General features: G+C 58.9%; 12 protein-coding genes and 1 riboswitch. Of the genes, 7 read left to right on the top strand and 5 right to left on the bottom strand.

Annotated features, from left to right (window positions below; all coding sequences use genetic code 11):
* Positions 1-229 precede the first annotated feature (229 nt).
* From BFN67_RS09670 to BFN67_RS09685, 4 genes are all read left to right on the top strand, one after another.
* Entirely contained in the window at positions 230-1258 is a 1029-nt protein-coding gene (locus tag BFN67_RS09670; RefSeq protein ID WP_080919409.1) for an amino acid ABC transporter substrate-binding protein, read from the top strand.
* Positions 1259-1321: 63 nt separating this feature from the next.
* Positions 1322-2509 carry an amino acid ABC transporter permease gene (locus BFN67_RS09675; protein ID WP_080919410.1) on the top strand — a complete coding sequence of 396 codons (1188 nt, stop codon included), beginning with the start codon at positions 1322-1324 and terminating at the stop codon, positions 2507-2509.
* A gap of 7 nt (positions 2510-2516) precedes the next feature.
* Positions 2517-3671 carry an amino acid ABC transporter permease gene (locus BFN67_RS09680; RefSeq protein WP_080919521.1) on the top strand — a complete coding sequence of 385 codons (1155 nt, stop codon included), beginning with the start codon at positions 2517-2519 and terminating at the stop codon, positions 3669-3671.
* A 21-nt stretch (positions 3672-3692) separates the two neighbouring features.
* Positions 3693-4496, top strand: a complete 804-nt coding sequence (locus tag BFN67_RS09685; RefSeq protein ID WP_080919411.1) for an amino acid ABC transporter ATP-binding protein — start codon at positions 3693-3695, stop codon at positions 4494-4496.
* A 27-nt stretch (positions 4497-4523) separates the two neighbouring features.
* Here the strand turns inward: BFN67_RS09685 and BFN67_RS09690 are convergent, their stop codons facing one another.
* The 3 genes from BFN67_RS09690 to BFN67_RS09700 all read right to left on the bottom strand — a co-directional run bounded on the left by BFN67_RS09690 (position 4524) and on the right by BFN67_RS09700 (position 6460).
* On the bottom strand, positions 4524-4916 hold the full coding sequence (locus tag BFN67_RS09690; protein WP_080919412.1) for a GFA family protein: 393 nt from the start codon (positions 4914-4916) through the stop codon (positions 4524-4526).
* A 72-nt stretch (positions 4917-4988) separates the two neighbouring features.
* On the bottom strand, positions 4989-6200 hold the full coding sequence (locus BFN67_RS09695) for an FAD-dependent monooxygenase (protein ID WP_080919413.1): 1212 nt from the start codon (positions 6198-6200) through the stop codon (positions 4989-4991).
* Positions 6201-6214: 14 nt separating this feature from the next.
* The gene (locus BFN67_RS09700; RefSeq protein WP_080919522.1) at positions 6215-6460 is read right to left on the bottom strand and encodes a zinc-finger domain-containing protein; all 246 of its coding nucleotides are present in this window, start codon (positions 6458-6460) and stop codon (positions 6215-6217) included.
* Between the two features lie 151 nt (positions 6461-6611).
* On the opposite strand from BFN67_RS09700, the gene BFN67_RS09705 reads away from it, so the two are divergent.
* Entirely contained in the window at positions 6612-8810 is a 2199-nt protein-coding gene (locus BFN67_RS09705) for an RNA degradosome polyphosphate kinase (RefSeq protein ID WP_080919414.1), read from the top strand.
* Positions 8810-10342 (top strand): exopolyphosphatase, encoded by a 1533-nt coding sequence (gene ppx, locus BFN67_RS09710; RefSeq protein WP_080919415.1) that lies wholly within the window; start codon positions 8810-8812, stop codon positions 10340-10342. The genes BFN67_RS09705 and ppx overlap by 1 nt, the downstream gene beginning before the upstream one ends.
* Positions 10343-10412: 70 nt before the next feature.
* Here the strand turns inward: ppx and BFN67_RS09715 are convergent, their stop codons facing one another.
* Positions 10413-10835 carry a DoxX family protein gene (locus tag BFN67_RS09715; protein WP_080919416.1) on the bottom strand — a complete coding sequence of 141 codons (423 nt, stop codon included), beginning with the start codon at positions 10833-10835 and terminating at the stop codon, positions 10413-10415.
* Between the two features lie 107 nt (positions 10836-10942).
* Positions 10943-12340 (bottom strand): class II fumarate hydratase, encoded by a 1398-nt coding sequence (gene fumC / locus BFN67_RS09720; RefSeq protein WP_080919523.1) that lies wholly within the window; start codon positions 12338-12340, stop codon positions 10943-10945.
* Positions 12341-12575: 235 nt separating this feature from the next.
* A riboswitch (FMN riboswitch) is annotated at positions 12576-12724 on the top strand.
* Between the two features lie 80 nt (positions 12725-12804).
* Between fumC and BFN67_RS09725 the strand changes: the two genes are divergently transcribed.
* Positions 12805-13281 carry a 6,7-dimethyl-8-ribityllumazine synthase gene (locus BFN67_RS09725; protein WP_080919524.1) on the top strand — a complete coding sequence of 159 codons (477 nt, stop codon included), beginning with the start codon at positions 12805-12807 and terminating at the stop codon, positions 13279-13281.
* Positions 13282-13341: the final 60 nt, after the last annotated feature.

Genomic DNA, 13341 nt, shown 5'->3' on the forward strand with positions numbered 1-13341 from the left:
TCAACCCTGCCGCGACTCCTGTGCAATAGTCCTTCGTCGTAAACGCGTTGAGTTTGGTCATTCTTTCTTGACCTCACGGAAATAATCGCCTTCGATGCAAACTTGTGAAGGGGAGATGGTTCGCGCGTCGGTTCGATGCGGCGCTGCCGGAAATGGGCCGGAATTGGACAACTTCACCCGTACAGGAAAAACAGGTTCAAGCCTGACAACACAAAAAGGGTCTGTGGGTATGAAACATATTGCAATCGGTGTTCTGGGAGCGGCGGCGCTTGGCTTGATGGCCTCGGTGGCTTCGGCGAACACTTTGGACGACGTCAAGGCCAAGGGGTTCATCCAATGCGGTGTCAACACGGGCCTGGCTGGTTTCGCCGCACCCGATGACAAGGGTGAATGGAAGGGCCTCGACGTTGATTTCTGCCGTGCGGTCGCCGCCGCGGTGTTTGGAGACGGCAGCAAGGTCAAGTTCACGCCGTTGACGGCCAAGGAGCGATTTACCGCCTTGCAGTCGGGTGAAATCGACCTGCTTTCCCGCAATACGACCTGGACGATCAACCGCGATACGGCGCTTGGCCTGAACTTCGCCGGCGTGACCTATTACGACGGCCAGGGTTTCATGATCAACGCCAAGAAGCTGCCTGGCGTGAATTCGGCGCTCCAGCTTTCCGGCGCCGCCGTTTGCGTCCAGGCGGGCACGACCACCGAACTCAACCTCGCCGATTATTTCAAGGCGAACAAGATGGAATACAATCCGGTCGTGTTCGAGAAACTGGCCGAGGTGAACGCAGCCTATGATTCGGGCCGTTGCGACGTCTACACGACCGACCAGTCGGGCCTCTACGGCATTCGCCTGACGCTGAAGTCACCTGACGACCACGTCGTGCTTCCCGAGATCATCTCCAAGGAGCCGCTCGGCCCGGCGGTGCGACAGGGCGACGACCAGTGGTTCCACATCGTGCGCTGGACCTATTACGCCCTGCTCGATGCCGAGGAACTCGGTGTCACTCAGGCCAATGTCGACGAGATGAAGAACTCGCCGAATCCGAAGATCAAGCGCATGCTGGGCGGCGAGACTGACACCAAGATCGGCACCGATCTCGGTCTGACCAATGACTGGGCCGTCAATATCATCAAGGCTGTTGGCAACTATGGCGAAATCTTCGACCGCAATGTCGGTGCCGGTAGCCCGTTGAAGATTTCGCGTGGCCTCAATGCGCTGTGGACCAAGGGAGGTCTGCAATACGGCATGCCGATCCGCTGATTGAAAGAATGATCCGGGAGGCAGATCCGCTGCTTCCCGGCTTTTCTGTCAGGGGACGATCACATGGCATCGCAGGATATTCTTCGCGAGGACAATAGTCGCAGCTCCTTTATCAACGACCCGAAGATACGTGGAATGTTCTTCCAGGTTCTCGTTGCCGTTCTGCTGATCGGCGGCATCTGGTGGATCGTCAACAACGTTATCGATAATCTTCATCGCTCGCACATCGCGTCGGGCTTCGGTTTCCTCGACAGCCGCGCTGGCTTCGACATCAGCCAGACTCCGATCGCATACAATTCGGACATGACGTATGGCCGCGCCCTGGTGGTCGGCTTTCTCAACACGTTGATCGTAGCCGCCACCGGTATCGTCACCGCAACCGTTATCGGGTTCCTCGTCGGCATCGGGCGATTGTCCAGGAACTGGCTGATCCGCAAACTTTGCACGATTTATATCGAGGTGTTTCGCAACATCCCGCCGCTGCTGGTTATCTTTTTCTGGTATTTCGGCGTCTTGTCCGTGCTGCCCATGCCGCGCGACAGTATTGAGCTGCCGTTCAGCACCTATCTCAACAATCGCGGCTTTTATTTCCCTCATGCCATCTGGGGCGAGGGATCGTGGCTGATCCTGGTGGCTTTCGTTGTCGGCGTCGCCATGGCGTGGTTCGTGGCCCGGCGTGCGCGCCAACGCCAAATGGCCACAGGACAAACCTTTCCGGTGTTCTGGACTTCGCTCGCCCTCATCGTCGGCCTGCCACTGCTGGCATTCGCGGCCAGCGGTTTTCCGGTCAGCTTCGATTTGCCGAAGAAGTCCATCTTCAATCTTTCCGGCGGCTTGCAGGTGAAGCCGGAATTCATGTCGCTTTATCTGGCGCTATCCTTCTATACGGCGGCCTTCATTGCCGAGATCATTCGCGCCGGCATATTGGGGGTCAGCAAGGGCCAAACAGAAGCATCGGCGGCGCTTGGCCTGCGACCCGCCCAGATATTGCGGCTTGTGGTCGTGCCGCAGGCCATGCGGATCGTCATTCCGCCACTGACCAGCCAATATCTGAACCTGACGAAGAATTCGTCGCTTGCCATTGCCATCGGCTATCCCGACCTCGTGGCTACGGGCGGAACGGTGTTGAACCAGACCGGGCAGGCAATTGAAATCGTAGTGATCTGGATGATCGTTTATCTCGGCATCAGCCTTTTGACCTCAGCCTTCATGAATTGGTTCAATGCCAAGATGGCCTTGGTGGAAAGGTAAGTTGATCATGCAGGAACACGATCTTACCTTTGTGCGCGCAGAAATGGTAATAGCTCAGGCGCCGCCACGCGGTGAACGAGGCCTCGGCTCCTGGCTGCGCAGGAATTTGTTTGCCTCCGTCGGCGATACTGTGCTCACCATAATAGGATTGCTGATCGTCGCCTATCTCCTGCCGCCGTTCATCGAATGGGCGCTGGTCAACGCACAATGGACCGGGCCGGACCGCAGCGTCTGCGCGACGGTGGCACAAGGCGGTGTCCAGCCCGATGGCTGGTCCGGCGCATGCTGGGCATTCGTCCAGGCGAAGTTCGGCCAATTCATGTTCGGCCGTTACCCTATCGATCAGCGCTGGCGGCCGATTCTCGTTGCAATCCTGTTCGTGGCTTTGATCGTGCCGATGGCGATGCCACGGGTGCCGCGCAAGGGCCTCAACGCAATTCTATTGTTCCTGATATTTCCGGTGGTCGCCTTTTTCCTTTTGGTCGGCGGTGTATTCGGCTTGCCGCATGTCGAGACGCCCCGTTGGGGTGGGTTGTTGGTCACGCTGGCGCTGTCTTATGTCGGTATTGTGGTATCTCTGCCGCTCGGCATCATATTTGCGCTGGGGCGGCGTTCCAAAATGCCGGTGATCAAGACGGCCTGCGTCGTCTTCATCGAGACGGTGCGTGGCGTGCCGCTGGTCACGGTTCTGTTCATGGCCAGCGTCATGCTGCCCCTGTTTTTGCCGGAGGGCGTAACCTTCGACAAATTCCTGCGCGCGCTCATCGGCGTGTCGCTGTTTGCGGCTGCCTATATGGCCGAAGTCGTGCGTGGAGGCCTGCAGGCGATCCCGAAAGGACAGTATGAAGGAGCCGATTCGCTGGGCCTGGGCTACTGGCAGAAAATGATCCTGATTATCCTGCCGCAGGCGTTGAAACTGGTCATACCCGGCATCGTCAATACCTTCATCGGTATGTTCAAGGATACCAGCCTAGTCTACATTATTTCGATGTTCGACCTGCTTGGCGTCGTGCGGCAGAACTTCTCGGATGCGACCTGGGCTTCGCCGCAAACGCCGATTTCCGGACTCGTATTCGCGGCATTGATCTTCTGGATTTTCTGCTTCGGCATGTCGCGCTATTCAATGTTCATGGAACGCCGGCTCGACACCGGTCGTAGATAAACAGACAAGGGGAATCGGTTCATGGCTACCGAAAACGCGGTCCGCGCGGACGAGTTGGACATCGATACCAAGCGCATGCACGTCTCGGATACGGATGTGGCCATCGATATCATCGGCATGCACAAATGGTATGGCGAGTTCCATGTGCTGAAGGATATCAACCTGAAGGTGATGCGCGGCGAACGCATTGTCATCTGCGGCCCGTCAGGGTCCGGCAAGTCGACCATGATCCGCTGTATCAACCGGCTGGAAGAGCACCAGAAGGGCAAGATCATCGTTGACGGCAAGGAACTGACCAACGATCTGAAAAAGATCGACGAGGTACGCCGCGAGGTCGGCATGGTGTTCCAGCACTTCAACCTGTTTCCGCACCTGACCATCCTGGAAAACTGCACGCTGGCGCCGATCTGGGTGCGCAAGGTTCCGAAAAAGCAGGCCGAGGAAGCGGCCATGCATTTTCTGGAGCGCGTCAAGATCCCGGAGCAGGCCAACAAATATCCCGGCCAGCTTTCCGGCGGTCAGCAGCAGCGTGTGGCGATTGCCCGTTCACTGTGCATGAACCCGCGCATCATGCTGTTCGACGAGCCGACGTCCGCGCTCGACCCGGAGATGATCAAGGAAGTTCTGGAAACCATGGTCGGGCTTGCCGAGGAGGGCATGACCATGTTGTGCGTGACGCACGAGATGGGCTTTGCCCGCAAGGTGGCGAACCGTGTGATCTTCATGGATGCCGGCCAGATCGTCGAGCAGAACACGCCGAGCGAGTTTTTTGACAATCCCCGCCATGAGCGCACCAAGCTGTTCCTCAGCCAGATCCTGCACTGACCGGAAACGCCCGGCTTTGTTTGGCATTTATTCCTCAAAGCGGCTTATGGCGTTGCGATCATGCTCATATCGCCTCTTGAGGGGAAACGGCGGCAACCAGGATTCGCGACGGGTAGTCCAGAGTTCGTAAGTTGGGGTCAGTTGGTTCGGGGCATCCAGCGATCCCAGATTCACCTCGATTTCGTCGCTTGTGCGCCCAAAAACGGGAGAACCGCAATTCGGGCAGAAAAATCGCCCGGCGTATTCGCGCGTTTCGCCGTTGATCTTCACTGCGCCAGTGGGGAATATCGCGGAGGCGTGGAAGAGCGCCCCATGATGCTTGCGACAGTCGAGGCAGTGGCAAATGCCGACCCGGTATGGCCGGCCCGTCGCGACGAGTCGAACGTTGCCGCATAGGCATCCTCCAGTGAATTTATCCATACCTTGTCTCCTCGGAAATCTCGAAGTTACAATGCGTTACGGAAAGAAACAGAGAGAAACCATGAACATAACTCAGTTTTCCGACGCACCCCAACCATAGAGCCAGTCGAGATCGGCGACGAGATTTTCGGCGGAGCGGCTTTTCAGAAACAGATTGCGGGCAAGCGCCACCGGGCCGGCCGCATGCCATGCCAACCGGTTCAGTGCACCGCGCCGGATCACGCGCAACACGCGTTGTCGGCGTACCGATTCCCATTCCTGAAGCGCGGCGGGAAGATCGCCCGGCCGGCTTGAGACGAAGTTGGCGATTGTTTCCGCGTCCTCGATTGCCATGGCGGCCCCCTGCGCGGCAAACGGTGTCATTGCATGTGCCGCATCGCCGATGAGCGCAATATTGGATGCCGTCCAGGCTGCTTTTGCATCGACGGTGTGGAGCGGCCATGTGGACCACGGGCCAGCCGTCTTTATCAAATCAACGAGCGAGGGCGCTGCGCGCCGCAAGGCGCGCTCCAGAATGGAAGGTTCCGCCTTGCCGGACGGTCCATCGGCGATGCGCTCTCCGGGCGTGAACGCGACCAGACTGATCTCTGCGCCCGCCGAGATCGGATAGGCGACAAGATGGAAGCCGCCATTCAGGAAAGCGGTCACGCAATGCATCGCACCGATCTGGAAGAAAGCGGCACCAGCGGCGCTGTCTGCGCGAATCGTGGCTCGCCATGCCAGTTCGTCGGTGAACCGACTGTCCGCATGGTTGCGGCAAAGGCCGCGGACGGTGGACCATACGCCGTCTGCGCCAATCAAGAGTGATCCGGAAACCGGCTTGCCTGCTTTATCTCCCGCAAGCACCGCGACGCTTTCAGGCCCGGCAATGATATCGCGGACAGGTGTGCCGGTAGTCAGTTCAATATTCGGGGCGTCGAGCGCGGCTGCCATCAAAGCCTGTTGCAGATCGGCGCGATGAATAACCAGATAGGGCGCGTGCCAGCGCATTTCGGCGGCTTCTCCCAGCGGAACCTTTGCCAGTTCGCGGAGCGTCGTAGCGTCCTTGAGCACGACGGCCTGCGGTTGAATTGCCTTGGCGCGAAGGGGCGAGAGAACACCGAGGCGGTCGAGGATGCGGGTCGCATTCGGTGAAAGTTGAATGCCTGCACCTGACGACTCGATGTGTGAGGCCTGTTCGAACAAATGAACCGAAAAGCCGCGCCGGGAAAACGCCAGGGCGGCGGTCAGTCCGGCTATACCCGCCCCGGCGATTATGACGGATCGGGTTTCATTGGCCGGCATTGGAGAATGCGCGCTCAGGCGGCGCGTTCAACGAACAGGCAACCGGCCGGAACGGTTTCAGTCGCCTTCAGCTTGGGCGAATAGCGATAGAGCGTCGAGCAATAGGGGCAGACCGTCTCGTCGTCCTCGCCCATGTCGATATAGACGTGTGGATGATCCTGCGGCCAACTGGCGCCCACGCACATGAATTCTTTCACGCCGATCTCGATCGACGCATGCCCTGCATCGTTCTGGAAATGGGGAATGGAACCGCCGGCCATCATTGTCTCCTGTCGCAATCCGATCCGTTATGCAGCGTTTGGATCATAAGTGACGTCTTGGCAAGAACGTTGAAATCAAACTGTCGTAAAACCATGCAACAGGCTAAATTGAGCCGGATAACCGGCGGTTTGTGCTGGAGACAGGATCACGATGAGCGAGTTGAAGCCGGTAAAGACGGAATTCATCGATGCCGAGGCCGCGCTGGCCCAGGGCAACCCCGACCGCTTTGTGAATCGCGAATTTTCCTGGTTGCAGTTCAACCGGCGGGTTCTGGAAGAAGCGCGCAACGACCGTCATCCGCTTCTGGAGCGCGTACGTTTCCTGTCGATCTCGGCCGCCAATCTGGACGAGTTCTTCATGGTCCGCGTGGCTGGCCTGGCCGGTCAGGTCCGCCAGGGCATCACGCTCAGGAGCCCCGACGGGCGCACCCCGGAGCAGCAGCTCGACCAGATTCTGCATGAGGTCGAGCGCCTGCAGGAAGATCAGCAGAGGATCCTTTCCGAATTGATGCTGTTGCTCAACAAGCAAGGTATCGAAACGATCGACGGCGCGCATTTGACCAAGGAGGAAAGGATCTGGCTGGAAGATCATTTCCAGGAGCAGGTCTTTCCGGTGTTGACGCCGCTGTCCATCGATCCAGCGCATCCGTTTCCGTTCATTCCCAATCTCGGCTTCTCGATGGCGCTGCAATTGCGCCATCGCAAGGATGGTGAAGCGATGAGCGCGCTATTACGCCTGCCGCCGGCATTGCGGCGCTTCATCCGCCTGCCTGACCGCAAGAACCATGTGCGCTTTATTCCGCTGGAGGAGGCGGTCGGGCTCTATATCGGCAAATTGTTTCCGGGTTACGAGGTCAAGGGTTCCGGCACGTTCCAGATCATCCGCGACAGCGACATCGAGGTCGAGGAGGAATCGGAAGACCTCGTACGCCTGTTCGAGACGGCGTTGAAGCGAAGGCGGCGCGGCTCCGTCATTCGCATCGAATTCGACCATCGCATGCCGGAAGAATTGCGCGAGTTCGTCGCTGGCGAACTTGGTGTGCCGGCCAACCGTATCAGTATCCTCAGCGGCCCGTTGGCGCTCAGCCAGATCTCCGAAATCGTCGCGGTGCCGCGCGACGATCTCAAGTTCATCCCCTATAATCCTCGCTTTCCCGAGCGCATCCGCGAGCATGGCGGGGATTGCTTCGCGGCCATCCGTGAGAAGGACATCGTCGTCCACCATCCATATGAATCCTTCGACGTCGTGGTGCAGTTCCTTCGTCAGGCCGCCGCCGACCCGGAAGTGGTGGCGATCAAGCAGACACTCTACCGCACCTCGAACGACAGCCCGATCGTGCGCGCGCTGATTGATGCCGCAGAGGCCGGCAAATCCGTGACGGCGCTGGTCGAACTCAAGGCCCGCTTTGATGAAGAGGCAAACATCCGCTGGGCGCGCGATCTCGAACGCGCCGGCGTGCAGGTGGTGTTCGGTTTCCTCGAATTGAAGACACACGCCAAGATGTCACTGGTGGTACGGCGCGAGGATGGCCGGTTGCGCAATTACGTGCACCTGGGCACAGGCAATTACCATCCGATCACGGCGCGTATCTATACGGATTTGTCCTTCTTCACGACCGACGCTCGCATCGCCCGCGACGTGGCGCAAATCTTCAATTTCATCACCGGCTATGCCGAGCCGACCGAAGAGATGTGCATAGCACTGTCACCCTATACGCTGCGTAGCCGCATCCTTGGCCACATCACGGAGGAAATCGAGCACGCTCGTGCCAGTCGGCCGGCGCGAATCTGGATGAAGATGAACGCTCTGGTCGATCCCATCATCATCGACGCACTTTATGAAGCTAGCCGCGCTGGCGTCGAAATCGACCTCGTAGTCCGCGGCATCTGCTGTCTGCGGCCGCAGGTTCCGGGTCTATCGGAGAACATCCGCGTGAAATCGATTGTCGGCCGCTTCCTAGAGCACAGCCGCATATATTGCTTCGGCAACGGTCATGGCCTGCCTTCGGATGACGCCATCGTCTATATCAGCTCGGCTGACCTGATGCCGCGTAACCTCGACCGGCGTGTCGAAGCGATGGTGCCGATCACCAATCCGACGGTGCATGAACAGATCCTCGGACAGATCATGCTCGGCAACATCATGGACAACCAGCAGAGTTTCGAAGTATTGGCGGATGGCACTTCCCGGCGCGTGGCGCTGGAGGAGGGCGAGGAGCCGTTCAACGCACAGGAATACTTCATGACCAATCCGAGCCTGTCTGGACGGGGCGATGCGCTGAAATCACATGCGCCGAAACGCATCGCGCAGTTCAAGCGCCGCAAGAAAATCGAAGCAGCGAAGGGCTGATGCTCGCTGGCTCGCAGGGGCGGTTGCAAGATCGCCGGCCCATCTCCATCGTCGATATCGGCTCCAATTCCATCCGCCTCGTTGTCTATGAGGGGTTGGCACGCTCGCCGACGCTTTTGTTCAACGAAAAGATGCTGGCCGGCCTTGGCCGCGGCATTGCTTCTACCGGGAAGCTTGACCCCGAGGCTGTCGCGCGCTCCATGGACGAGTTCCGACGGTTCCGCAGCCTGTCGGAGCAGTCCGGCGCTGATACCATGCATGTCCTGGCCACCTCCGCCGCGCGCGAGGCGGTAAACGGGCCGGATTTCATCCGTCGCGCCGAACAGGTGCTTGGAACACCAATCCGGGTCTTGTCGGGGCGCGAAGAGGCTCGTTATTCGGCGCTTGGGATCATTTCCGGTTTTCATCACGCAGCCGGCATTGCCGGAGATCTCGGCGGCGGCAGCCTGGAACTCGTCGGTGTCGATCGCGAAACGGTTGGCGATGGCATCACCTTGCCGCTTGGCGGGTTGCGCCTTCAGGACATGGCTAAAAATTCGCTTTCCAAGGCAAGACGCATTGCACGCGAGGAACTTGCGCGTGCCCGGATTCTGAATGAAGGGCAGGGCGGCACCTTCTACGCCGTTGGTGGAACCTGGCGAAATCTTGCCCGGTTGCACATGGAAAGCACGGCCTATCCACTCGGCGTCATGCATCATTATGAGATCGCGGTGGAAAGTATCGGGGGCTTTCTGAAGCAGGTTGCCAAGGGCGACATCGACAAGGTGCGAGGGATAGAAGGTGTCTCGAAGGCACGACGCTCGCTCCTGCCCTATGGTGCCATTGTCATGGAAGAGATTGTCGCCCGCCTGAATCCGAAACACATCCTCGTTTCGGCGCTCGGCGTGCGCGAGGGCTTCCTTTACTCACTGCTCGACGAGGACGAGCGCAAGGCCGATCCGTTGATTTCGGCCTGCGAGGAACTCGCATTGCTACGTGCGCGCTCCACCGCCCACGCCCACGAACTGGCAGACTGGACCGGAAGCACATTTTCCGCATTCAATCTCGATGAGACGGAGGACGAAGCGCGCTATCGCCGCGCCGCCTGTCTGCTGGCCGACATCGGCTGGCGCGCTCATCCCGAATATCGCGGCAAGCAGTCGCTTAACATCATCGCTCATGCGGCTTTCATCGGCGTCGATCATCCGGGCAGGGCATTCCTGGCGCTCACCAATCTTTTTCGACATGAAGGCGTGTTCAACGAATCGGCAGCGGAGTTGATGACGCTTGCAACGCCCCGCTATCTGGAGCGCGCGCGCCTGCTCGCCGCCGCCATGCGTGTCGTCTATGTGCTTTCCGCTGCAATGCCAGGTGTTATCCCGCGCTTGAAATGGGAGGAGCGGGACAATGGAACTCTGGCGCTCGTGCTACCGGCGGAACTTGCCGGCCTCTATGGCGAACGACCGGCGGGCAGGTTGGCGCAATTGGCGAAAGTCGCGGCACGCAAATTGATTCTAGCCGTGGAAGACGGTCCGAGTATCGCCGTCAAATAGCGATAATCCGCCGAAAACAAAAAGGGCGCGGTGTGAACCACGCCCTCCTTCAAAGTTGAAATTCGTGATTTCAGCCGCGACGGGCATCGATGGAAAATCGCCCGGCACCCAGCACAGCCAGAAACAGAAATGCGCCGATCAGGCCGAGATTTTTCTGTAGCATCAGCGCGTTGCCAGGCTGAGAGAAATCAAGGTGAGCAACGGCAGTCGCGCCAAGTACGAAGATTGCCAGCACAACGGCTGCTATGCGAGTCTTGAAGCCGACGAGGATGGCAAGGCCGCCGAGGAATTCGACAAGGCCGACCACAATTGCGGTCACAGTCGGCATCGGCAGGCCGATACTGCCAAAGAACGTGGCAGTTCCGGCAATCGACGTCAGTTTGCCGAAGCCGGCCAGGATGAACAGGATGGAAAGCAGCACGCGCCCGGCCAGAACGACAACCGGAGCACTGGCGGCGGTACCGGAACCGGCAACCGAATCGGAGGTGGACATGGGATCTCTCTTTGAATGTTGAATTGAGTTCCCAATACACCAAAAGTGTCGTTCACTAAATACGCCATGTCGACGACACATCGTTCACTGAAATGAAGGATCTAGGGCTATCCGGGGTGTGTCATCTCGGCGGGGCGAACCAGCCGGTCATAGTCCGCTTCGCTGACCAATCCGGTCGCCAAGGCTTCTTCGCGCAATGTCGTTCCATTCTTGTGCGCCGTCTTGGCGATCTTGGCGGCGGCGTCATAGCCGATCGTCGGCGCCAGCGCCGTGACCAGCATCAGAGAGCGTTCAAGCGCGGCCTTGATGTTATCTTCCCGCGCCTCGATACCGGCCACGCAATTGTCTGTGAAGGAAACGGCGGCATCGCCGAGCAATTGCACGGATTGCAGGAAGTTATAGGCCATCAGCGGATTATAGACGTTGAGTTCGAAATGGCCCTGGCTGCCCGCGAAGGTCAGCGCTGCGTGATTGCCGAACACCTGCACGCAAACCTGTGTCAGCGCCTCGCACTGGGTCGGGTTGACTTTGCCCGGCATGATCGAGGAACCGGGCTCGTTTTCCGGCAACGCCAACTCGCCGAGGCCGGAGCGCGGGCCGGAGCCGAGGAAGCGGATATCGTTGGCGATCTTGAACAGGGCTGCTGCGGCGGCGTTGATGGCGCCATGCGAGAACACCATGGAATCATGCGCTGCCAGCGCCTCGAACTTGTTTGGCGCGGTGACGAAATCGATACCGGTGGTCGTTGCGATCTGCTTCGCCACCTTCTCGGCAAAACCGAGAGGCGCGTTGAGGCCGGTGCCGACGGCGGTGCCGCCCTGCGCCAGTTCGCACAGGCCCGGCAATGTGAGTTCAACGCGCTTGATCGAGGACGCGACCTGCGCGGCATAACCGGAAAATTCCTGGCCGAGGGTCAGCGGCGTTGCATCCTGCGTGTGCGTGCGGCCGATCTTGACGATATGGTCGAACGCCTTGGCCTTGGCATCGAGAGCGGCATGCAGATGTTTCAGCGCCGGCAGCAGATGATGGATGATCTGTTCGGCACAGGCAATGTGCATGGCTGTTGGATAGGTATCGTTGGACGATTGGCTCATATTGACGTGGTCGTTGGGATGAACCGGCTTCTTGGAGCCCATCACACCGCCGAGCAGTTCGATCGCGCGGTTGGAGACGACCTCATTGGCATTCATGTTTGATTGCGTGCCTGAACCGGTCTGCCACACAGCCAGTGGAAAATGATCGTTGAGTTTTCCGTCGATCACTTCCTGCGCCGCCTCGACAATGGCCTTGCCAAGTTCTGGATCCAGCCTGCCAAGTTCCATATTCACTTCGGCCGCCGCGCGCTTGACGATGCCGAGCGCCCGCACGATTGCCGCCGGCTGCTTTTCCCATCCGATCTTGAAATTGCCCAGCGAGCGTTGTGCCTGCGCACCCCAGTAGCGATCTGATGCGACCTCGATCGGGCCGAATGTATCGGTTTCGGTTCTGGTTTGCGTGGTGCTCACGGCTGCGCTCCGCATTCGCTTAATATGGGGACGGCCTAACGTGTTGCACAGTCGGCTTCAAGGAAAGAATGACGTTGGCGTCGATGCAAATCGGTTCAGAATGGCCGCCACCGCATTCCGCATAAGAAGCAACAACATGCAGGCCAGTTCAGGCGATTTGTAGGGACAGGTCGCCTCGGGCGATGGACAATGGCGGCGGATATGAGCAATATGCCGCCGTTCGGCCTCCAGTCGGACACGTTCTCAGGGCGGGGTGGAAGTCCCCACCGGCGGTAAGAGCAAAAGCTTAAGCCCGCGAGCGCCTTTTCGGTTTTCCGGAAAGGGTCAGCAGATCCGGTGTGATTCCGGAGCCGACGGTCATAGTCCGGATGGAAGAGAACGGAACGGCAGCAATGGGCTGATTGCAAGCCTTTGCGGTCGTTTCGGCGCCCTGATTCTGGTTGCTTGCAGAACAGGAGATGGCCATGAATCAGATAGATAGAAAGATTACACCCGCCAGAATCGCCTTCATTCAGGCGCGCTGGCACGCCGATATTGTTGACGAGGCACGCAAAGGCTTTCTCGACGCCATGGATGAGCGCTCAGATGCGGGCGCGCCGATTGATGTGTTCGACGTGCCCGGTGCTTTCGAGATTCCGCTTCTTGCCAGGAAACTGGCACTCAGCGGTAATTATGCAGCAATCGTTGGCGCGGCCTTTGTAGTCGATGGCGGAATTTACAGGCATGAGTTCGTCGCCCAGACAGTTGTCTCAGCCTTGATGCAGGTGCAGTTGGAAACCGGCATCCCGGTGCTTTCGGTGGTACTGACGCCGCACAATTTTCAGGAGACGCCCGCGCATCGCGCATTTTTCCTACAGCATTTCGACACGAAGGGTCGGGAGGCTGCGTCCGCTTGTGTCAGTGTTCTCGACCTTTATGCAGGCCTGCCTGTTGCGGTTTGAGATTGCGCTGCTGACAGGGGAGATCATAGCCGAACCGGAATGAAGAAAGGGCGGCCCGAG

Source organism: Manganibacter manganicus (assembly GCF_002075885.1).
Lineage (GTDB): Bacteria > Pseudomonadota > Alphaproteobacteria > Rhizobiales > Rhizobiaceae > Mesorhizobium > Mesorhizobium manganicum.